This is a genomic window from Curtobacterium sp. RM9 (assembly GCF_054956955.1).
Map to the genome: position 1 here is coordinate 24,369 of NZ_JBUDZK010000002.1, position 20,749 is coordinate 45,117.

Sequence of the window (20,749 nt, forward strand, 5' to 3'; positions counted from 1 at the left end):
TTGAGGACGTCGTCGGGATTCATTGGCTGCTACCTCCCCAGGCGATGAAGTCGCCTTCGCTCGGAGTCGTGGGCTTCCCGGCGAACGCGCCGCCGTTGTCGAGCACCTGCGCCTTCCAGTCGCCGTCGGTCCACACCATCGTGATCGGGGTGCCGAAGTACCCCGTTGCCGACGATGGGTAGGAGTGGACGAGCGTCACGACCGCGGTGTTCTTCGTGAATGAGTCGACGGTGAACCCAGCCGGGTTGAGGCCAGACGAACGCGTCTGCGCGGCCGTGTCCTGCTGTGCCCCAAGGGCGACAGCCTTCGACTTACCGGGCGAATCGGCGAGGTAGAACTCGAGCGCTGACTTCGGCGTGTGCGACCCGTCGAACACCGAGTAGTTGGCCGTCTGCGCTGCGAGGGCGGCTCCGAGAGGCGACCTGGCAAAGCAGGCGTCGAACCCGTCGACGGTCTTGGTCGGTCCGACCGACTTGGAGACCGGCCACGTCAGACCCTCTTCCCCCGTCTTCCAAGTGAGGTCTGCCGGGATCTTCGGCGTCGACGACGAGTCGGTGACCCTCACATTGCAGGGACCCTCCGCAGCCGACGAGGTCGACGTCGGCGCGGGCTTACTCGCCGTGCCCTGCTCGCCGTTCTTCGCCGGAGCGAACACGCCGAGCAGAGTCGAAAGCAGCACCACGACGACGACCAGTACGAGAACGACGATTGCGCCGATGGCTGCGGGCTTGGAGTTCCACCCGCGCTTGACGGTGTCGCCGATGCCCTTGGTGTTGCGGTTGCGTTGTGCCATGACGGCCTCCCGGGTTGGTGTCGGTTACGCGCCGGGGATCTGCTTGCAGTTCGCCGACACCGACCCGAGGAAGATCGAAGCCACCCCCGCGGCCGCGCCGATCAGGGCTGCACCGCCGATCCACCAGCCGAGACCCTTGAGGGTCTCCCCGCCATCGTGGCGCTTGCCGGAGAAGAACATGCCGATGCCGAGGATGATGAGCGCGATGACCCCGAGCGCGATCGCGACGATGCGGGTCCAGAGCGTCGCGGTGTCGAGGGCGTCCTGCGCCTTCCCGGGCAGGCAGTACGCCTGCGCGACGACCATGCCTGCACGGCTACTGGCGTCGACGAGCTTGGGTGACTTCGCTACGACGGCGTAGATGGCGTTGCTGATCATTCGGCCTTCTCCTTGTTCGACTGCGCCCCCAGGAGCGCCTTGGTGACCCGCTGAACGGGACGGGCAAGCTGCCCGACCAACGCAGGGGAGATTTCTGCCACCGCCCGGAGACGGGGAAGCCACGGCACCGGTACGACCGACACGGCACCGGCCAGCACGCGCTGCTCGCGTACGGCGGCCGGGACGGGCTTGCCAGGTGCGTCAGCGACGATCAGAACGGCGTCGACAGCGTCAGAGCCGAGCGCGTGGACCGCGGCCTTGGTCGCGTTGATCCCCGCGGGTGTCGATCGGCAGACGAGCACGACCGGCCCGGTGGGCTCATCGGTGAGCTGCGCTTCCGGGAGGTCGAGCAGGAGGGCCCACGTGCTCGCCCCCGCGCCGGCGTGCACGCCGACCAGCGACGGCCGCGACCGCGGCGGAGCCACCGGCTGCACGCCCGGGCCCGCCCAGGCCGCAGCGTCGTCGCCCTCGGCCACCGAGCTGCCATCGAGCCGAAGAACGACCCGGGTGACTCGTGGCCCGTCAGTGACGACAACGCGAACCGGTGCGGTCGCCTGGGCGATGCCCGCGGCGGTGTCGAGAACTGTTCGCCGCAGGTCCTCCCCCGGCGAGATTGTGAGGACGTGGCCGTTTGCTGCCCACATCGGGCCGACCGCGTGCGTGACGGTCACCTGCGGGACGAGCTCGGTACCGCACTCGGTGCAGAACCGAGGGCCGAGCTTGTGGCTACCGCAGACCAGGCACGCGCGCGGAGCATCGGGCGAGCCTTGGCTCGAACGCGACTCCACTGCAACACTCATGTCTATGAGTGTTGCAGATTTGCAAGATCAGCGCAACGGCGTGGCCCTAGTTCGGGTTACCGGGCATCCTCCGTGCCAAGTCGGCGCAAATTCGCAACGATCCAGTCATTGACGTGGGCGGCGAAGAGCTTGGATGCGGCGTTCCACTCCATCGCGTGCGGGCTTGCCGGGAACTGTTCAAGAGCGACGGAGGCTGAGCTCGCGGCGAATGCTTCGGACGCGGCAAACGGCGTGGTCAGATCACCCTCCGAGTGGATGACCAAGGTGGGCACGGAGACCGTCGGCAGTGTCTCCGTCAGGTGCAGCGTGACGGGCAGGCCCAGCACACGCGCACCAAGGCGTGACGACAACAGGGCGATGGCCGACGACGCGAGCCAGCGCGGTACGCGCTGCCGGGCCATCCCGTAGTGGATGGTGCGAGCCCAGCTCACGACGGGAGACACGAGCACCAGAGCGTCGATCGACGCGCCCTGCTGCCCCCGCGCTGTCTCCTCGAGTGCCACGGTCGCGCCCAGCGACCAGCCGACCACGACGATGCGAGCTGCATCCTGCGACCGGGCGTACGCGATTGCCGCGTCGAGGTCTTGCCACTCTGCTTGCCCGAGTGCGGAAGGCTCCCGTGTCTCGCCGGCGGCCTCGCGGTCGCCTCGGTAGGAGATCACCAGCGACGTATATCCCGCGCCGGCTACTGCTTGGACGCTCCGTAGAGCTGAGTCGCGGCCGGCGAGCATCCCGTGCACGTGGATGACCCAAGTGGCTGACTCGGCGCCGGTGCCGGCATACAGCCATGCGGGCTGCGACGCGTGGTCGGTGTGGATCTCGACGCTTGCCGGCGGCGTCGTTGTGACGTTCGTCGGAGTGAACACGTTCCCCGCCGCTCGCCCATCGGTGTCAGCCTCCAGCGTCGCGGGCTCCGCGAGGTGACGCCTGACGGTGCTGCCCCCCTCTGAGGCGTCGACCGCCGGAGTGAGCACGGCTAGCTTCGTCTCGTCGTCGTAGAGGAGCCCGAGGATCCCGCCGAAACGCGTCAGCGGGTTGCTGGAGAGTTCCACGTCCCCGTCGGGGCTGACCTGGACGATCTTGGTGGGCCGGGCGCGCTGTGGGAACACCACGGCGCGCGCGAGCAGGAGCACGGCGGCGCAGTAGGCAGCGGCGAGCACGACCGCTGCGATGGCCACGATGATGAGCGCGAGCATCAGGGGATGACCTCTCCGAGCTTGTTGGACAGCGTGTGTTCAACGACCGCGAACGTGATTCGTTCGACGGTGGAGAGCTCCTGCAGCCCGACCTTGACACGGTCGCGGATGTTTGCCGCCGAGTCGAACGCGAGCTGCCGGTTCGACCAGCGGCGCGCTGTCGCCAAGGCAAGGCGGTTCGCTCGGTAGCTGGGGCCGTGACCGCGGGCGTCGACGCTGACGGTCCAGCGGGCGGCAGCCCACCAGAACGCACGTGCGCCGAGGATCCAGATGAACCCGGCGGCAGCGATGAAGAGGCCCGAGAAGAAGGGCACCTCGGCCACGTAGTAGTAGTGCTCTCGGAACGCCGCTGAGACTGGTCCGAAGTGAGCGACGAAGAGGTAGAGCACCTCGACGACGTCGCTGACGAGCATCAGGGACAGCCCTGTCACCCAGAACATCGTCGGCATCGTGCGCCGCTCGGCCAGCATTCGGATGGTGAGCGCGCTGATGAGCCCCACGACTGCCGTGTAGAGGGTCGCGAACAGCCAGACCGCCGTCTGATCGAGGCGATCGAGCACGAACCGCGAGGACGTGTGTCCTGGGTCCGTGATGAGCAGGAACGGGATCGTGAACGCGATGATGGCGGCGACGACCGACCACCACGGCAGTCGCCGACGTTCGAACCCCCGCTCGGTGGCCACGGCGTTGTGGAACGACCACAACGCCGCAACAGCGGACGCATCGCGTACGAGCGTGAGCAGGTTCCGGTCGCCTAGAAGCCCGTCGAGAACGGCGGGAGGGGCCCCGATCACGCCGTACGTCGCCAGGGACACCATGCAGAACACGGTCGCCCACCAGGCAGGCTTGCGGTACGACCTCCGGGCACGGAACGCGACAGCGACGATGACGATCAGAAGGCATGCGCTCTGGATCACCCGAAGTGCTCCTCTTCCGTCGTGTCGGCATAGGCCGAAAGCCGACGGGTGAACATGCGCGCCATCTCTTCCACGATCAGCTCTTCCCGCACCGACTCCGCGTCGTTCGACTCGGAGCTGTTCCGAGGACAGAGGCGAAGGAACAGACGCGAGTCGGGGGCCGGCTGATGCGGCCGCGCGGTACCCGGAGGGAACCAGTCATCGGGCGCACTCCGCACGATCAGATGGCAAAGCTCATGCGTCCGGCTCAAGAAGCTGTAGTAGTTGCTGTCGTCCGCCGGCACGAGAATCCCGGTGAACGTCTCCGCCTCGAACAGGATCCCAGTGGTTGCGCGGAGCGAGGCGTCCTTGATCTCGTCGAAGACCAGCCGTCGGCCATAGAGAGCCGACACTGCGCTGCACAGGTCCTCGAACTCCGCCACGTCAGGCAGCGGCGTCCTCCAAACGAGCTCAGCGGCGATCGCCGCGACAGGCTCGTGAGCGGCCTGGCCTTGGCGGCGTCCTCGCATGATGTCTCCCGTCCAGCGCTCCCCCTTCGGAGAGCACTCACTTCCCTAGGATCGGGGACCCTCTTCTTTGTCGATCAGCGCACGAATGGCGGACTCCACCGTGGCCATTTCCTCGGGTTCGAGTTCGTCGAGCGACCGCGCAGCGATCTTCGTCACGCCGAGCGAGCGCATCGAGCGAGCGAGGCCAAGCTGGGCGTCGATCCGCTGCGCTTCATCTTCCGGCGTCTTTCCCAGGAGGTAGTCCGCCGGCACCTCGAGGAAGTCAGCCAGAGCGATTACCAACGAGTGCGAACCAGCACCGTCGATGAACGCGCGCCACTCCCGAAGCGACAGCAAGTGTCCGGTCTTACTGAGTGCCGACCGCGCCTTTGTGTACGCCGCGTCCAGGTTGTCCCCGAGCCCGGACGCCTCGAGCGCGAGCCGGGCGCGGTCTGAACGGACGATCTCGTCGACGCCGTCACCCAGATCAAGACCAGCGCGCTTTGCCGCACGGGCCACCAGCTCGAGCGGGTCGTCCCCGATCGCTCGGCAGAGGTTGACCAACTCCACGACGGTCACGGGCCGCTTCCCGTTGAGGACGCGGTAGATGGTGTCGTGCGTGATCTCAGACCGCTCGGCCCACGCACGCACGTTGACGTGCGCGACGCCCTGCGCAGCGCGCAGCTCAGCTGCAAGCGCTCCGTGCAGAGCTTGTGCGGAGGATTCGCTCATTGGTTCCACTCAAAAACGCTAGCAGCCGACGGTTCAGTACGCTTCTTGCAAAGATACAGCAGGGTTGCTAATTTGCAACCGTGCCGACTGCTCCACCACCTACCCCACGAGAGCGATGGCAACGACGTTGATGACTCCAACCGCCACCGCCCCGGCGAAGATCACCCAGACCCACGTCCGTCCGCGGCGCGCTCTCGCTGGTGACTCTGGGGCGTTGGGTTGGGTTGATTCCACGGTCAGCGTGGAACGGTCGGTCTGCACAGCGACCAGTCTTGCGCTTTCCGGCTGCATCCGGGCCGAGAGCTCACCGGATGACGTGAGAGCCCTCGGTATCCGACACACCGCGTCGGCCTCCGTTGATAGACCGCGTGTTAACGCCACACTCGTGCCTATGACCGGATCGAACGCAGGTGTGAAGCGCAATCGCCTTCCCCGCGGTGTTGACGCCGCGCGAATCCGAGACGTCGCACTGCACCCGGATACGGGGCAGGACTACCACGACGCCGCCCGCGCATCGGGGAACCTGAGCATCTCGCTCTACCTCGAGCGCCTGCACGCTCAGCTCATCGCTGAGTACGGCGCCCTGCCGATCCTTGACGACCCTCGGGAGGCCGCCCACACAGCCGCCTAAACGACAGAACCCCCGCACGAGGCGGGGGTCCGGGGCCAAGCCCCAAGTCATGTTCACAACCTGTGGTAGCCGGCAAGCAGATCAGGTCGTGAGAGTTCCGAAGAAGAAGCCCGGTTGGAGCCGGGAGCCTTCGTCGTACCACCACCCCGAGAGGAGGAGGTGTCGTCATCGTAACGCACATTGCTGCGCCCAGCACGTACGAATCTGCCCGCGTGTCCACTCCGGATACCGCCTGGGCACTGACTCGCTCGATCGCGCCTCGCCGGTACGTGAACCGCATGATCGCGGAGGCTGACGGGACGATCCGGTCGAACAGCTACCCGTCGAAGTTCCCGACTGCAGGGCACACTCCCCCGTCGACACCGTGGACGATCGATCTCACCGACCTTGACGGGCGGTTCTGGTTCGCCGCGTTCGACCTCGATGCGAAGACCCCTGAGGACTTCGACCAGGCGGCCGAGGACCTCGGCGTGCTGGTGCGGATCCTCCGCGACGCGCAGGTGCCCCACGTGGTGTGCCGCTCGAGCCCCGCAGGCGGCTTCCACGTCTGGGTACCCCTCGCCGGTATCGACAAGGCCACGATGGTGCAGCTCGCCAGCGCCGCCCGCGCTGTCCTGCCCTCTCTTGACCACGGTCTTCTCTGCAACGACCGCACCGGCGCCGTCCGGCCCCCACTGACTCCGCATGCACGCGGCGGTGCGTCCGAGGTGATGGCCGGCGCCGCCGACGTCGACGTGCTCCGCACCCCGACCGTGACCGCCGGCGACCTGCTCCGCGTCATCGCGGCGTTCCGTGAGCTCCGACCGACCGTCGACCCTGCGGACTCCTCCCCCACCGGACCCGTCGACGCTCGGCACCACGCGCACCGGACCCTTCCGACGTGGGGTGAGGCGCACATGGCCACCGTCGCCGGCGGGCGTGACCCGTCCCGTACCGGCTACCTCTGCCTGCTCGCGGCCGCGGTGTCCGGGTGGACCCTCGCCGACGTCGAGCACGCCGCGAAGACCGCACCCGGCATGGAGCACTACCGCACCCGCAACCGGCCCACCGGCGGCCGCGAACCCCGCACCGCGGCCGAGGCGGCTGCGCGCCTCGAGCGGCAGTGGGCGAAGGCGCAGGAGCGTGCCGTGCTGTACCGGTACGCGCCCGAGGAACGCGCTCAGCGCGACCTCACGCAGCTGACCGGGATCGTCGACGTCGTCGAGGCCATGCTGCAGGCGTTCAGCAGGCGTTCACCGCCTCCCCCGGCCGCTGGACCCGCACCGAGGCGGACCTGCACGACAGCACCGTCCTGACCTACCTCGCCTGGCTCTCCCTGCGTTCCGGCTCTCGCGACGTCGGCGCCGCACTCCGATCCGTAGCGATCGCCACCGGGATCCCCTCGAGCACCGTCGACCGCTCACTCCGCCGCCTCCACGGCGCCGGATGGATCACCCGCCGACGACAGGCAGACGGCCCCAACGCCGCCGTCTGGCGACTCACAGACCGGTTTTCCACACCTTCTGTACACGTCGGGCCACTTCACGACGTGACCGCCCGCCCCCCGGCCGAGCTCTTCGACGTGAGAGTCACCCTCCTCGATGCTCTGGAAGACCGACTGGACGCCGGGCGACACGACGTCTTCACCCGCGCGGGACTCGGACCCACCGCCCGCCGTGTCTACGAGAGCCTGACGACCGACGAGCACGCGTCCGAGGTCGTCGCTGAGCGTGCAGGACTCCCCCGCGGCCGCGCACGAGCAGCCCTCGCCCGCATGCGTCGCTGGACCCTCGCGATCGCCACCCCCACCGGTTGGCGCCGGCGATTCCAGGACTTCCGCACACACGTGGCCAAGCAGCTCGGTGTCGACGGGATCTTGCAACGCCGGGAACAGCAGTACGTCGACGAGCGTGACCTTTGGGCCTGGTGGCAGAACCACCTCATCCGGAAGGCCGGCCGACGCGGCCGCGACCGCACGCCCACCAGCCAGGTCGTCATGTTCCGATCCGCAGACGACCACGGCGGCCCGGAGGCATACCCGGCATACCCATGTTCCACCGACGGCCGAGCCGACCACGAAGAAGCCATGCGGTTCGTCCGACGGGGACTTCTCCAGCAGCTTCGGGATCTCGAGTTGGCCGCGTAGGCATCTGCTAGCAGTTGATAGCATCGGCTAGTGATATCAACATGCTTGCATGTGCTAGCCTGCTATCAGGCACTATCGCCTGCTGTATTGGGCTAGCGACTGATAGTGCGTGATAGCAACGGCACGCGAAAGGGGTTGCGATGATCACCCTCGTAGGAGGAACCAAGGGAGGCCCGGGCAAGAGCACCGTGGCCACCAACATCGGGGCGGCGCTCGCTCATCAGGGCAAGAGCGTGATCCTCGTTGACGCGGATAAGCAGCGTTCGCTCGCCAAGTGGCATGCGCGTCGAGTGGACGCCGGCGTTGAACCTGCGATGACGCTCGTCGAGAAGCGGGGCAACGTCCACGCCGCCCTGCGCGATCTCGACAAGCTCTACGACCACGTGATCGTCGACGTCGCTGGTGACGACAACCAGGAGATGCGAACAGCGATGACCGCTGCGGATCTCATGATCGTTGTCCTTCGTGCCAGCCAGTTCGACGTCGAGACGCTCGAGGAGTTCGACGAGGTGATCTCGACGGCCCGGGACTTCAACCCGGATCTGGAGGTCCGCAGCCTGCTCAGTCAGGCGCCCACCAACTACAACGAGACGGAGACGGAGGACGTCTCCGAGTTCATCGTGGAGTACCCCCAGGTCAAGCCCCTCGAAACCGTGCTGTACTCGCGCAAGGCCTACCGCGACGCCGCCGCGCCCGGTCTTGGAGTGGTCGAGCTCCCGGCGTCGAAGGCGAAGCAGGCGCGCGCTGAGATCGAAGAGCTCACCGCGGAGGTGTACGGCTGATGCCGATCGCACGGAACAAGAAGACGACGGCGGATCCCGACGCGATCGCCGCGTTCGGGGCCGCGGCCGATGCTCTGCCTTCTGACGCGCCGAAGCCACCTCAGCCGGCGTCGCCGACAAGAGTGGCGGCGCCGGGTGTGGGCGCCGCACCGTTGACGGCGCTGGTCCGTTGGCGTGGCCACGAAGCACTTCGGGATCGCATCGCTGACTACAACAAGGCGACCAGGTACCCGAACCACGCGATCATGCTGCGAGCGATGGAGATCGGCATGGACGCGATCGAGAAGGACGGCATGGAGTAGCAGGAGATAGCTGCTGCTAGTCGATGCTATTGCTAGCAATCCTCCGATAGCCCCTGATATCACGCGATACCAGGGGCTATTGGCTGTCCGGGTGGTGTCGGTATCGTTTTGCTGCTGGCGTCCCTCGTGCCCGCCAGCCCGGTGCCCCCGGCCCAATCCGGGGGCACCACTCTTCATCGGTCGTTCCACACTCGACGGAAAGCCGGCGGCGCGGGTAGGGCGGTGTCTGCCCACGTGAGATCCCTTCGGCCCCCACGGTGACCGACCACCTCGAGCGCCGTCTTGTAGCCGAGCAGTGCTGCGTCGATCGCCATATTCACCGTGGTGAGATTCGCTGACATGGTCGCCGGCGTGGTTCCGTCGTCAAGTCGCGGCCCCCTGAGCTCGACGTCCGCCATGCTGATAGCACGCGATAGCGACGGGTGCGTGAGTCCTGAAACGAAGTGCCAGACGCCTCGGACTTCTCCGACGCTCATGCCGATCACTGGGGCGATCGCTTCCAGCATGGGGCCGAACCCCGGCCGACCGGACGGATCGAGCGGCACTCCCACGCGGGCAGCATGTTCACGAAGACGCCGCTTCTGCAGGCGGACGTGACTGGCGTTACCGCGGAGAGTCTTTGACTTGTCGGATCGATCGCGCGCACCATCGGACGGTTCGATCGTTGCCGCGACGATGACGGCTTTGTCATCGTGGAGGACGTCGGAGAGGCGAGTGTCGAGGGTGCGTCTCACCCGCTCGAACCGATCGGGAGGGGCGACGAGCCAGGTCGCAAGCGCGGATCCTTCGATGACGGTGCGGAGGAGTGGGTAGAGACCGATGATCGGCATTCGAATACCCGCGCCATCGTCCATGAGAATCAGGGTCGTCCGGAGTGCGTCGCTAGCGACGTTGAGGGCGTAGTGCACCAAGTGAGACGTATGGAAGGGCGCCGTGCTTCGGTCATCCTCGGCCAGCTCTGAACCCGGACGAGCGATATCGGGGGTACCCGTCCGGTCATCGTGCGCGACCATCGACCGGAGGACCTGCATCTGCCAGTTCAGTCGTTCGTTGGCATCGGCCTCGTTGCCGCTCGGCCCGACTATTCGCACCATCGCCAGGCCTCCGTTGTGAGCGGCTAGCTGTTGCTAGCAGGTGATAGTAAATGCTATTGCTTGCTACTTGTCGACACGGGGGAGAGCGAGATCAGGGGCTGTCTCGACGGGATGACGGTCGAGGGCTCGATAGACCGTGGCGCGGCCGATGCCGAACAGCTCGACAAGTTCGGCGATCGAGTGGTCGCCGGCGCGGTGTAGCGCGACGAGGTGGCGTTCCTGCGCGGGGGAGAGCTTCGGCTTGCGCCCCTTGAGCTTGCCCCGCACCTTCGCCGTGGCCATCCCCTCGCGTGTCCGAGCCCGGATGAGATCGGACTCGAACTCCGCGACCATCCCGAGCACGTTGAAGAGCAACCGTCCGACGGGATCGGTGGGGTCGTACACGGAGCCGCCGAGGTTGAGGCGGACGCCCTTGCTCGTGAGCTCCGAGGCGATGTCCGTCGCGTCTCGGAGGGATCGCGCGAGCCGGTCGAGCTTCGTGACGACGAGGGTGTCTCCCGGCCTGCAGGCGGCCAATGCGGACCTGAGGCCGGGGCGGTCGCGCTTGGTGCCGGTCATGCCCTTGTCGCTGAACACGCGATCCTCTGGCACGCCGAGCGCCGCGAGGGCGTCGGTCTGAGCGCTGAGATCCTGCTTGTCGGTCGAGACGCGGGCGTAGCCGAGCACCCATCCATCGTTCATAGCGAGGAGTCTCGCATAGGGCACCGTCACCGGAACCTATTTCGGACTACCTATATGAGACGCGTAGTGCTCAGTGCTTGCGCGGGCCCGTTGCTGGCGTCGACCGGTCCCGGATGACGATGGCTCAGACAGAACGCCCACCCGGCGTAGGTCGGGTGGGCGTTCTGTAGGTCACTGACTGCGGTTCGGCTTGTGATTGATCAGCCGTTCTTCGGCGCCGGAGCTGGAGGCGCCTGAATCTGGGCTGTCGCCGGTCGCAGGGCCGGGTGGTACTGCATCTGAGCAGGCTGGATGCCATGCTCGATGATGCGTCGGTCATTCGCCGCACCGGTCCTGGACGGCTTGTTGGTCATGCTCGACCTGCCGTTGGTCGCTTTCGCCATGTGCCACCTCCTTGCAGCATTATTGCTCGCGGAGGGTCATCTTGCCTACAAGCCTGCTCGGGATCGCGTTCTACGTGTTCGCCCTGTTCCCCGGGATCGCGTTCATTTTCGCCCGCGAAGGCCACCAACCAGCGGTGAAGCGGTCGGTGCTTCGTGAGACGGCGTCGCTCGTGTTCGTCAGCGCGATTTGCGACGCGGTGACCGCCTTGTTGGTCGTGATCGCTGCTCGTTGGTGGACGGATCTCGGAACCCGGATCCACGAGACGCTCGATGGGGACTTCACTTGGGCCCGGCAGAATCTGCTCTTAAGCATCGTGGCTCTCGTCGTGGTGGCCGGCGTTGCAACTGCCTTCGGGTACGCGGCGGGGACCCAGTGGGCGCACGAACACGGCCTGAAGTTCCTGTGGAACTCGCCCGTTCCTCGAGACACGTCCGGATGGAAGGCTCTCTTCGACGCCAAGCCGGGGGACCAGACGGTCTTCGTCGAAGTCGCGGTGGTCCTCAAGAGCGGTGGTTGGGTGAGCGGGACCCTGCACACGTTTGACAACGATCCGGACCCGCACCCTCATCGAACCTTGACGTTGACCCGTCCGCAGTACCGCCCTGCCGGCATCGAGCATCCCGTCGCCCTCACTGAGACCGACTACGTGATGATCGAGGCCGGGGAGATCGAGCTGCTCCAGGCGGTATACAAGCTGCCGGCCGAACCGGCACAGGCCGACGGGTCGGATTCAGCGAGTACACCCGCCACTTCTTGACCCCAGACCTTGTGCTGCCAGCCCGCCCCAGTCAGAAGCCATAGAGGTGCTGACGAGCGTTGAAAGCGGCTGGACCACCCTCGAGGATGTTCTCGGCAAGTCCGCGGATGGCCGCGTCGTCAAGTGAGCCGATGCCGCCGGTCGAGGGGCGACCGTGAGTGCCGTCGCTCTCGAGGGCGACGATGAGTTCGGCGTCACCGAGGACGGGGACGTTCGCATTGTGGGTGCTGGCGATGATCTGGCGCTTGCCCTTGAGCGCGCGCAGCTTGGTGACCACGCCTCGGTAGACGAAATTGTTGTCCAGGTCATCTTCCGGCTGGTCGATGATCAGGGGAGCGTTGGATGCGGCGAGCAGCAGGAGGAGCAGTGCGGTGGCCCGCTGTCCCTTTGAGAGCTGGTCCATCGATCGGAGCCCGGTGCCGTTGACTTGGAGCAGCACTTCGACGGCCAGTTCAATGCGTAGCTCGTCGAGCTCGCGGGCAAGCCGTTCGCCTGCGGCGACGAGTGCGGCTGCTTGAGCTCCGCGAATGTCGAGCGCGTTGAGCGCCTCGGTCCCACCGCGGATGGCTGCTGCGAGGGCTCGCGGTGAGAAGGAGTCGGCGTTGATGGCAGCAGAGATCTGCGTGCGCTGTGTGGCGATGTAGGGCTTGATGACGTTGAGAACGTGGCTGCGTTCGGTCGTAGCCGTGGGACGCGCCACCACGACGCCGCCGGTGGCTGCGTTCGCGGCGCCGATCGCGGCGTGGAGTCGCTCGGTTCGTTGTGTCTCATGGCTGCGAAGTTCGACAAGCAGAGCTTCACGCGTGGACAGGAGCTTCTCGAGGTCCTTCTGCTGAGCGGCCCGGCGTGGTTCGGCCGTCAGTAGCTTGTCGAGCTCGTCCTTGATAGTGACGAAGGTGTCGGGGTCGAGGTTGCGCTCGTGTAGTTCACGCATGACTTCGCCGTACGACGCCTTCTCATCCTCCGTGACCGTTTCCCAAGCGAGACGGGCGGCTGCGATCTCATCACGTGACGTCGACACGGCGGCTGACATCTCGTTGAGCAACTCGTCCATGCGGACCTGCAACTGGGTGACTGCTTGCACCACACGGTTCAAATGCTGACGTTGGGGTGCGTCTTCGACGTCGGCAAGGGGCGCGGCAAGGTCCCGCAGTGCGTGCGCTTGGGTCAAGCCGCTGCGGGCCACGTCGACTGCGTCGACTCGGCGGGCACCTTCCGAGAACAGGGCTGCGTCTTGTCCGAGTCGTTGTTGGCCAGCGAGCTTCGTTGGCACGTCTGTCGTTTCGTAGTGGGCCACCTGTTCGCTCAGCCCGGGTGTGCGGGCCAGCTCAGCGTCGAGAGCGTCGAGAGCGTCTTGGGCACGAATAAGGTCCTCGCGGTTCGTCCGCAACGACTGGAGCGTGCGTAGCATGTCGGCGTCGTCGCCGAGTTCTCCGTTGAACCTGCGAACCAACTCGGCGACGCGTTCGGTGCTGCCCGACAACTCCGCAAGCTCGTGCTGGCCGAAAATCTCCACCGGTCCGAGGACTTCAACGGGTGACAGGTTGGTCCGCGTTCCCGCAGCGTCGAGGACAACAGGCGGGTGGGGGATCTCGCGTTCGATCGTGAAACGCTTCGGGAGCGGGTTGACCGCTTCAATCTCGACTCGGATGATCGTGCCTCCGTGGAGAACCGATGAGACGATGCTCTTGTGATCCGCCTTCACCTGAGGGGTGATCGGCTCGAGTGCAAGCGCGTGACGGATGCTCTCGATGATCGTTGACTTGCCGGCGCCGCGACCTCCGATGAGTGCGGTCAGGTCCTCAGAGATCGGCACGGTTACGCCGCCGAGGTAGCCGCCAGTCCACGAGACGCTCTTGATTCTCGTGCGCGGCTGAATCGTGGGATCGGTCACTGAGATTCTTGTGGCGGGGGTTCGCACCGCGAGCTTGAGACTGCGGAGCGTGGGTGCGCTGACCTTGAACCAGGAGCTCGCCCCTTCGGTTCGAAGCTGGCGGGGACCCATGACATCGTCCGCGTGAATGACGGCGAGAGGATGGGGGCGCGCAAAGATCCCAGTTCCGTCGATCACCGCAGTCTGGTCGCGTGTGTGCTCGGCGGTCGGTGTGATGCCGATCGCGTGGAGGTCGGGTGCTTGGATCATCGCCGCAAGGGGCTGGCCCGAGCGAGTGGTGAGGAGTCCGGCGGGCTTCACATTGGCATGCGCCGGGATGACGAGCGCATCGTCTTCGCTCATCTTCTGCATGATCTGTGCGTACGGGTCCCCGGGGGTTCCGTTTGCGCAACCCGGCATGACGCCGCATCGCCCGATGGAAGCGTTGATGGAGGAGAAGTCTGCGTCGGCATCGAAGATCACCAGGATGTGGACGCCCTCGGAGGAGTTGGCTTCAAACCCAGGAAGCGCAACGATGCCCTTCTCCTTCGCTGCATCGATGAGGCCCGCGGCGGAGTCCACCTTCCAGTGGTCAGTGACTGCGATGAGCGATATGCCGAGCGACACACACTCAGCGAGAAGGGCTTCGTTGTAGTCGGCTTCGCTGTCGAAGAAGTTCGAAGGAGCGTTGCGCCCGTCATAGGAGAAGGGGTTGACCTGGAGCGCGGCGCGGATCCAGTGGGCACCGATGGGCGCGGCGGTCGACTCTGACACAGAAGCTCCTGACGTGGGCAATGCTCAGGAAGATACCGCGTGTCGCCGACAAATAGGGACTGTACGAATACGACCGTTTGTGGCACACGAGGCGAGGCCGGGTCAGCGAAGGGTGCTCGACCGGCGATTCTTGTAGCGATACTCAGTGCCGGTTTCTATGAGTCGCTACCGTGCATGCGTGACGAGTTCCGTTACGTTCTTGAGCATGGGAGAGCTCCTTGGGTATGCGCGAGTGTCGACGACCGATCAAGATGCATCGCTGCAACTTGATGCGTTGAACGCGGCTGGTTGTTATCGGGTGTGGGTTGACACGATGTCCGGCTCTCTCGAGCACCGTCCCGAGCTGACAAAGCTCCTCGATCAGCTCCGCCCGGGCGACACGCTGGTCGTCTGGCGTCTTGATCGCCTGGGCCGCTCGATCCGGCACCTCATTGACCAGCTCCAGGCGCTGGGGGAGCGGGGTGTCGGTTTCCGGTCACTGCAGGAGACCATCGACACCACCTCGCCTGGCGGTCGACTCGTGTTCCACGTCTTCGCCGCACTGGCTGAGTTTGAACGGGACCTGATCCGTGAGCGCACGCATGCCGGCCTCGCCGCGGCCCGTGCTCGAGGACGCACTGGTGGTCGCCCTCCGCGTCTCTCGCCGGACCAGGTCCGCACCGCGCGTCGCCTCTACGAGCAGCAAGACATGACCGTGGCGCAAATCGGTGACGTCCTCGGCGTCAGTCGCACCACTGTGTATCGAGCGCTTCGCCGAGACAGCGAACCTCTCGCAGGGCGGCGTCGGAAGTCGGGTGAGGCGTCGTGAAGAAGCGACCTGAACTGAGCGACCGGCCTGAGGTTGCTCGGCACCTTCACGACGACACCGTTGTCACTCGCGAGAAGCTCGACGCGTTCGTGCGTGATGGCGATGCCGTCCAGCTGCTGGTCCTCGCAGAGCTCCGCTCTCGCGCTGCCGACCAAGAGACAACGCTCGTCCTTACGCTGCAAGCAGCGACGGTCACGATCCTCGCCGTGATGCTGGCCCGGATCCCTGTGGGATCCGCAGCACTTAGTTCGAGTGGATGGGCGGGGACAGTCGCGTTCGCGATTGCAGCTCTTGTCTTGGCGGCCTTCGCGATCCTGCTGATCATGCCTTCGGTGCGGCATGCCGTGCTCGGGAACCGGAACCAGTTGCGAGCAGTCGTGTGGCTTGCCGCCTACGAGCAAGCACTCTCCGAACCTGTTCCTCATCCGGCGACCCCTGCCGTCCGACCAGAGCTTCGTCGTCTCGTGCGTGCGCTGGGTCGGGCTCGCTCTAGCCGTGCGTCCGGTTGACCATCGGCTATCGAGACGGCTGCCTTCGATACCTCGCGTTTGAGTGGTCCGGCCTAACGCTGGGGGACGGCTCGATCGGGTTCGTCCTCTGGGCGGCCCGCGTACCACTCGTGGAACTCGGAGCATCGACCGTCCCTGCCAAAGCGGAGGAACCAGATGTTGTCGTAGGCAGTCGCCACTTCGTCACCCTCGTCCGCGTAGAAGACGGTGCGTCCGTGCGTGACAGCGGTGTCCCCGTCAAGGCTCACCGGGCGGTAGCGGGCATCGAACCGTTCCCCGACGAAGGCGTCACGTTCCGCCATCCACTCCGCAACGATCGCGTCCCGGCCCGTCGCGCGGATCTCGAACGGGTAGTGCCACACAGCGTCCTCGGACCATAGCTCGGCGATGTCGTCAGGGTCGTACGACTTCCACGCGGCGACGTAGGCATCGAGCCACCGCTGCACAGCCGATCTATTGACGTCGCTGGCAGGCTTCGTCGACGGCTGGTGCCAGGTCGGCTCATCAAGCAAAGGGGTCATCGTGCGAGTGTATGAGCGACTGCATCCTGAATACGCCCGGTCGAGGATGCCTGACCGGACGGCTCCGGGGTCTACAACCCCTTGCGCTTGTTGGTCTCCCAGTAGCCGAGCACCACGTCGTCTCCCTCCGGTAGCTCTCGTTCGACGAGCAGCAGCAGACGACGTCCTTGGCGTTCATGGGAGCGGGCAGCCGCTTCAGTGGGCCAGCCGCTTTCGATGCCGTAGTTCTCGGTGAAGTCGCGGGCCCACTCGAGGATCTCGTGCTCAAGCTGTGGCGAGAAGGACGGTGTTCCGGCGTTGCAAGGGCCATCGTCGTCCCACAGCGGCCAGTCGACGCTGTACTCGTTCATCAGCCGGTAGCGCATATCGGCAGGATCCCACAGGAGCCGAGACGCTGTCCGATAGCCGATCGTCTACCGAGACGGTGTGCGGCCGGCGGCGTCTGTAGCTTGTGCGGGTTGGGCGGCCCAGCTGCGGAGCATGTTCAACGCGTCGGCGGAGGATGAGCCTGGTTCGGCGAGGTAGGCGGCGATGACGACTCCGTCGCTTGATGGCAGGGTCAGTGTTTCGTAGGAGAGTGTCATCTCGCCGACGACGGGGTGGTTGATCCGCTTGGTGCCGGTGGCGTGGGTGCGGACGGTGTGTCCGCCCCACCAGGTGCGGAAGTCGGAGCTGCGGGTGGCGAGCTCGCCGACGAGTCCCATCAGGGCCTTGTCGGTGGGGTCTTGGCCGGCGAGTAGACGTAACGCGGAGACGGCTTCGCGCGCGCTGTTCTCCCAGTCGATGTAGAAGTCCTGCGCCCGTTCATCGAGGAACAGGTAGCGGGCGCTGTTCAACGGTGTTCCGTCTGTGGGGAACAGATCGGGCAGCAGGGCGCGTCCGAGGGCGTTGGACCCGGCGGGGCTCGTGATCCGATTCATGGCGACTGCGGGGACGTCGCCCATGGTGTCAAGTAGCTGCGCGACGAGGGGAGACACCCGGGCGGGCGGCTTGGCGCGGCCCTGGCGTCGGACGCCGGTCGTGGCATGGGCGAGGTCGAACAGGTGCGCCGTCTCAGCCTCGTCAAGTTGCAGGGCACGGACGAGGGCGAACAGAACACTTTCGGACACGCCACTGAGATCTCCGCGCTCCATGCGCGTGTAGTACGCGGTGCTGACCCCGGCGAGCTGGGCAACTTCTTCCCGGCGGAGCCCGGGGACGCGGCGTTCGCCGCCGAAGACGGTGAGTCCAGCCTTTTCCGGGGTGAGGCGTGCGCGCAGGGCGGTGAGGAACTGCTGCACGTCGTTCTGGCTGTCCATGCAGCCGACGTTAGCCGAGCAACATCGCCCGCTGGGAGTCACTGCTGTTCGCCCCCAAACCGCGGAGACTGGGGGCGAATGCTGGTGACTCTCACCTCAACGGGTTCGGCTCGTACCGTCGAAGTATGACCAACACGACCATCACCCTGAACAACGGCGTCGAGATCCCCGCGATCGGTCTCGGCGTCTTCCAGACCCCGCCCGAGGACACCGTCACAGCCGTCGCGGAGGCGCTTCGCATCGGCTACCGCCACATCGACACCGCCGCCGCGTACGGCAACGAGGCCCAGGTCGGCAAGGGCATCCGCACCTCCGGCGTGCCCCGCGAGGAGGTGTTCATCGAGACGAAGATCTGGATCAGCGACTACGGCTACGACGCCACGCTGCACGCGTTCGAGAAGAGCGCCGCGAAGCTCGGCGTCGACACCATCGACCTCGTCATCCTGCATCAGCCGCTCCCGTCCGAGTTCGACCTCACCATCGCCGCCTACAAGGCCCTCGAGCAGCTGCTCGCTGATGGGAAGATCCGCGCGATCGGCGTCAGCAACTTCACCACCGAGCTGCTCGAGAAGCTTCTGGCCGAGACGACCGTCGTCCCGGCCGTGAACCAGATCGAACTGCACCCCTACTTCCAGCAGAAGGACCTCCAGGCCCTCCACGCCCAGCACGGCATCCTGACGCAGGCGTGGTCGCCCATCGGCGGGATCACCACCTACGTGCCCGGCCAGAACAGTGCCCTCGAGAACACCACCCTCGGCGAGATCGCGGCCGAGCACGCCAAGTCGCCGGCGCAGGTCATGCTCCGCTGGCACGTCCAGGAGGGTCGCTCCGCGATCCCGAAGTCGACCAAGGCCGCCCGCATCGCCGAGAACTTCGACGTCTTCGACTTCGAACTCAGCGCCGACGAGCTCGCCGCAATCGACGCCCTCGACACTGGTGTCCGCAGCGGCCCGCCGGTCGAGTCGATCACCCGCGAGGCCTACGCCTTCGAGATCCCCGAGGCCTGACCTTCCCCGGTGGGGCGGCCCACAGCCGCCCCACCGGCCCGCATCCCTTTCCGCTTCACCGTCTGACAGGACAACCGCAATGGAATACACCCGCCTCGGCACCTCCGGCCTGAAGGTCAGCCGCATCACGCTCGGCTGCATGAGCTTCAGTGACCCGAACCCGATGGCCGACTGGTCCCTTGGCGAAGACGGCGCCGCCCCGCTGTTCCGCAAGGCCGTCGAACTCGGCATCACCACCTGGGATACCGCCAACGTCTACGGCATGGGCACCTCCGAGGAGATAGTCGGCCGCGCCATCCGCCAGTACTCCAACCGGGATGAGATCGTCTTGGCCACCAAGATCTACTGGCCCATGTCACAGAACCCCGGCGGCGGCGGCCTGTCCCGCAAGGCGATCATCGAGCAAGTCGACGCATCGCTCACCCGGCTCGGCACCGACTACGTCGACCTGATGCAGATCCACCGCTTCGACCCCGAGGTTCCCGTCGAGGAGACGATGGAAGCCCTCCATGACGTCGTCAAGGCGGGGAAGGTCCGCTACCTGGGCGCGTCGAGCATGTGGGCATGGCAGTTCGCCAAGATGCAGACCGCCGCGCAGCTGAACGGGTGGACGCCGTTCGTGTCGATGCAGGACCAGTACAACCTCGTCCAGCGCGAAGAGGAGCGCGAGATGCAGGGTCTGCTCGCCGACCAGGGCGTGGGGAGCTTGACGTGGAGCCCCCTCGGCGGGGGCATCGTCGCCCGGCCTTGGGGTGATAAGAGCACCACCCGCGCCAAGTCGTACCCGACCGTCGACCAGTTCGGCCGGCCCCTGTTCCTCGAGTCCGACAAGGCCATCGTCGACGCCGTCGAGGCCATCGCTACTGACCGTGGTGTGTCCATGGCGACGGTCGCTCTGGCGTGGGTCATGAAGAACCCCGTGATCACTTCCCCGATCATCGGAGCAACGAAGGATAAGCACCTCACCGACGCCGTCGCAGCGCTCGAGGTGACGCTCACCGATGACGAGATTTCGGCGCTCGAGGGGCCCTACACGCCCCGCGAACCGACCTTCTTCTGATCGATCGAGCAGGCACCATCCCACCCGTGAGGCTGGCGGCTCCGTGCCGCTGGCCTCACCCCTGAACAGGAATCCCTATGACCAACGCACCCCTCACCGTCCTCGTCGTCGGCTCCACCGGGAGCGTCGGTCAGCACGTCGTGGCGTACTCCGTTGCCGCCGGCCACACCACCCGTGCCCTTGCCCGGTCCGCTCGTCGCGCCCGCCGCCTCGACCCTGCTGCCGAGGTCGTCATTGGTGACCTGACCGATGCGTCCTCCCTCCGCGACGCGGTCGCCGGTATCGACGCGGTGGTGTTTACTCACGGCAGCTCCGATGGTGAGGCCGTGAACTACGGCGCGGTCCGCAACGTCCTCGCCGCCCTCGACGGCAAAGCCGTCCGGATCGCGTTGATGACGTCGATCGGTGTCACGGTCCGCAATGACATGACCGACTGGAAGCGACGCGGTGAACGCCTCGTCCGTGCCAGCGGCAACGAGTACACGATCGTCCGACCTGGCTGGTTCGACTACAACGATGCCGACCAGCTGTGCATCGTCATGCGCCAGGGCGATACCCGGTGGACCGGGTCACCGGATGACGGTGCGATCGCCCGCCGGCAGATCGCCCGCGTCCTCATCGACAGCCTCACAAACGTTGAGGCTCGCGATCGAACCCTCGAACTCGTCGCCGAGCACGGCCCCGAGCAAGACGACCTCGGCTCCGTGTTCGCCGCCCTGGACCCCGACCAGCCCGGCGCTATCGATGGCGTCCACGACCGAGACACGATGCCCTTCACGGACGAACCCCAGCACATCCGCCATGATCTCGACGCCGCCGCTGAGCATTGAACCCCGACA

25 protein-coding genes are annotated in these 20,749 nt (G+C 66.1%); 10 read left to right on the forward strand and 15 right to left on the reverse strand.

All coding sequences use genetic code 11. The features are described from left to right. Positions 1-19 precede the first annotated feature (19 nt). The 7 genes from ACY3FI_RS16785 to ACY3FI_RS16815 all read right to left on the reverse strand — a co-directional run bounded on the left by ACY3FI_RS16785 (position 20) and on the right by ACY3FI_RS16815 (position 5,304). On the reverse strand, positions 20-793 hold the full coding sequence (locus ACY3FI_RS16785; RefSeq protein WP_462550427.1) for a DUF8175 domain-containg protein: 774 nt from the start codon (positions 791-793) through the stop codon (positions 20-22). Between the two features lie 24 nt (positions 794-817). Next, positions 818-1,171, reverse strand: a complete 354-nt coding sequence (locus tag ACY3FI_RS16790) for a TrbC/VirB2 family protein (protein WP_071274595.1) — start codon at positions 1,169-1,171, stop codon at positions 818-820. Next, the gene (locus tag ACY3FI_RS16795; RefSeq protein ID WP_462550428.1) at positions 1,168-1,971 is read right to left on the reverse strand and encodes a hypothetical protein; all 804 of its coding nucleotides are present in this window, start codon (positions 1,969-1,971) and stop codon (positions 1,168-1,170) included. The genes ACY3FI_RS16790 and ACY3FI_RS16795 overlap by 4 nt, the downstream gene beginning before the upstream one ends. 56 nt (positions 1,972-2,027) lie before the next feature. Then, entirely contained in the window at positions 2,028-3,167 is a 1,140-nt protein-coding gene (locus ACY3FI_RS16800; RefSeq protein ID WP_462550429.1) for an alpha/beta hydrolase family protein, read from the reverse strand. Beyond that, positions 3,167-4,084: a hypothetical protein gene (locus tag ACY3FI_RS16805; RefSeq protein WP_462550430.1), complete on the reverse strand. Its 918-nt coding sequence runs from the start codon at positions 4,082-4,084 to the stop codon at positions 3,167-3,169. The genes ACY3FI_RS16800 and ACY3FI_RS16805 overlap by 1 nt, the downstream gene beginning before the upstream one ends. Further along, positions 4,081-4,506: a hypothetical protein gene (locus ACY3FI_RS16810; protein ID WP_462550431.1), complete on the reverse strand. Its 426-nt coding sequence runs from the start codon at positions 4,504-4,506 to the stop codon at positions 4,081-4,083. The genes ACY3FI_RS16805 and ACY3FI_RS16810 overlap by 4 nt, the downstream gene beginning before the upstream one ends. Positions 4,507-4,638: 132 nt before the next feature. Next, positions 4,639-5,304: a helix-turn-helix domain-containing protein gene (locus ACY3FI_RS16815; RefSeq protein WP_462550432.1), complete on the reverse strand. Its 666-nt coding sequence runs from the start codon at positions 5,302-5,304 to the stop codon at positions 4,639-4,641. 391 nt (positions 5,305-5,695) lie between these two features. On the opposite strand from ACY3FI_RS16815, the gene ACY3FI_RS16820 reads away from it, so the two are divergent. Together ACY3FI_RS16820 and ACY3FI_RS16825 are read left to right on the forward strand one after the other, a co-directional pair. After that, positions 5,696-5,935 (forward strand): hypothetical protein, encoded by a 240-nt coding sequence (locus ACY3FI_RS16820; RefSeq protein ID WP_462550433.1) that lies wholly within the window; start codon positions 5,696-5,698, stop codon positions 5,933-5,935. A 278-nt stretch (positions 5,936-6,213) separates the two neighbouring features. Then, positions 6,214-7,230, forward strand: a complete 1,017-nt coding sequence (locus ACY3FI_RS16825) for a bifunctional DNA primase/polymerase (RefSeq protein ID WP_462550434.1) — start codon at positions 6,214-6,216, stop codon at positions 7,228-7,230. 104 nt (positions 7,231-7,334) lie between these two features. Here the strand turns inward: ACY3FI_RS16825 and ACY3FI_RS16830 are convergent, their stop codons facing one another. Beyond that, complete coding sequence (locus tag ACY3FI_RS16830) at positions 7,335-8,084, reverse strand: hypothetical protein (RefSeq protein ID WP_462550435.1); 750 nt, start codon at positions 8,082-8,084, stop codon at positions 7,335-7,337. 116 nt (positions 8,085-8,200) lie between these two features. On the opposite strand from ACY3FI_RS16830, the gene ACY3FI_RS16835 reads away from it, so the two are divergent. Both ACY3FI_RS16835 and ACY3FI_RS16840 read left to right on the forward strand, forming a co-directional pair. Then, the gene (locus ACY3FI_RS16835; RefSeq protein WP_462550436.1) at positions 8,201-8,842 is read left to right on the forward strand and encodes an AAA family ATPase; all 642 of its coding nucleotides are present in this window, start codon (positions 8,201-8,203) and stop codon (positions 8,840-8,842) included. Further along, on the forward strand, positions 8,842-9,144 hold the full coding sequence (locus ACY3FI_RS16840; RefSeq protein WP_462550437.1) for a hypothetical protein: 303 nt from the start codon (positions 8,842-8,844) through the stop codon (positions 9,142-9,144). The genes ACY3FI_RS16835 and ACY3FI_RS16840 overlap by 1 nt, the downstream gene beginning before the upstream one ends. Before the next feature lie 173 nt (positions 9,145-9,317). On the opposite strand, the gene ACY3FI_RS16845 is transcribed toward ACY3FI_RS16840, so the two are convergent. The 3 genes from ACY3FI_RS16845 to ACY3FI_RS16855 all read right to left on the reverse strand — a co-directional run bounded on the left by ACY3FI_RS16845 (position 9,318) and on the right by ACY3FI_RS16855 (position 11,302). Beyond that, positions 9,318-10,238: a hypothetical protein gene (locus ACY3FI_RS16845; RefSeq protein ID WP_462550438.1), complete on the reverse strand. Its 921-nt coding sequence runs from the start codon at positions 10,236-10,238 to the stop codon at positions 9,318-9,320. Positions 10,239-10,301: 63 nt separating this feature from the next. Next, positions 10,302-10,919, reverse strand: a complete 618-nt coding sequence (locus ACY3FI_RS16850) for a recombinase family protein (protein WP_462550439.1) — start codon at positions 10,917-10,919, stop codon at positions 10,302-10,304. Between the two features lie 200 nt (positions 10,920-11,119). Continuing rightward, complete coding sequence (locus ACY3FI_RS16855; protein ID WP_462550440.1) at positions 11,120-11,302, reverse strand: hypothetical protein; 183 nt, start codon at positions 11,300-11,302, stop codon at positions 11,120-11,122. A 41-nt stretch (positions 11,303-11,343) separates the two neighbouring features. On the opposite strand from ACY3FI_RS16855, the gene ACY3FI_RS16860 reads away from it, so the two are divergent. Then, on the forward strand, positions 11,344-12,060 hold the full coding sequence (locus ACY3FI_RS16860) for a DUF6338 family protein (protein ID WP_462550441.1): 717 nt from the start codon (positions 11,344-11,346) through the stop codon (positions 12,058-12,060). A gap of 31 nt (positions 12,061-12,091) precedes the next feature. Here ACY3FI_RS16860 and ACY3FI_RS16865 read toward each other — a convergent pair whose 3' ends face one another. Beyond that, on the reverse strand, positions 12,092-14,707 hold the full coding sequence (locus tag ACY3FI_RS16865) for a TrlF family AAA-like ATPase (RefSeq protein WP_462550442.1): 2,616 nt from the start codon (positions 14,705-14,707) through the stop codon (positions 12,092-12,094). Between the two features lie 205 nt (positions 14,708-14,912). Here ACY3FI_RS16865 and ACY3FI_RS16870 point away from each other — a divergent pair, with 205 nt between their 5' ends. After that, on the forward strand, positions 14,913-15,515 hold the full coding sequence (locus ACY3FI_RS16870) for a recombinase family protein (protein ID WP_462550468.1): 603 nt from the start codon (positions 14,913-14,915) through the stop codon (positions 15,513-15,515). Next, the gene (locus tag ACY3FI_RS16875; protein WP_462550443.1) at positions 15,512-16,024 is read left to right on the forward strand and encodes a hypothetical protein; all 513 of its coding nucleotides are present in this window, start codon (positions 15,512-15,514) and stop codon (positions 16,022-16,024) included. Before ACY3FI_RS16870 ends, ACY3FI_RS16875 begins: the two co-directional genes overlap by 4 nt. Positions 16,025-16,077: 53 nt before the next feature. Here the strand turns inward: ACY3FI_RS16875 and ACY3FI_RS16880 are convergent, their stop codons facing one another. From ACY3FI_RS16880 to ACY3FI_RS16890, 3 genes are all read right to left on the reverse strand, one after another. After that, a complete protein-coding gene (locus ACY3FI_RS16880; protein ID WP_462550444.1) occupies positions 16,078-16,545 on the reverse strand; it encodes a YybH family protein in 468 nt (155 codons plus the stop codon). Positions 16,546-16,616: 71 nt separating this feature from the next. Next, positions 16,617-16,910: an immunity protein CdiI family protein gene (locus ACY3FI_RS16885; RefSeq protein WP_462550445.1), complete on the reverse strand. Its 294-nt coding sequence runs from the start codon at positions 16,908-16,910 to the stop codon at positions 16,617-16,619. 48 nt (positions 16,911-16,958) lie between these two features. Next, positions 16,959-17,843, reverse strand: a complete 885-nt coding sequence (locus ACY3FI_RS16890; RefSeq protein WP_462550446.1) for a helix-turn-helix transcriptional regulator — start codon at positions 17,841-17,843, stop codon at positions 16,959-16,961. Positions 17,844-17,968: 125 nt separating this feature from the next. On the opposite strand from ACY3FI_RS16890, the gene ACY3FI_RS16895 reads away from it, so the two are divergent. The 3 genes from ACY3FI_RS16895 to ACY3FI_RS16905 all read left to right on the forward strand — a co-directional run bounded on the left by ACY3FI_RS16895 (position 17,969) and on the right by ACY3FI_RS16905 (position 20,740). Further along, entirely contained in the window at positions 17,969-18,850 is an 882-nt protein-coding gene (locus ACY3FI_RS16895; protein WP_462550447.1) for an aldo/keto reductase, read from the forward strand. Between the two features lie 79 nt (positions 18,851-18,929). After that, positions 18,930-19,910: an aldo/keto reductase gene (locus ACY3FI_RS16900; protein WP_462550448.1), complete on the forward strand. Its 981-nt coding sequence runs from the start codon at positions 18,930-18,932 to the stop codon at positions 19,908-19,910. A gap of 77 nt (positions 19,911-19,987) precedes the next feature. Then, on the forward strand, positions 19,988-20,740 hold the full coding sequence (locus ACY3FI_RS16905; protein WP_462550449.1) for an SDR family oxidoreductase: 753 nt from the start codon (positions 19,988-19,990) through the stop codon (positions 20,738-20,740). Positions 20,741-20,749: the final 9 nt, after the last annotated feature.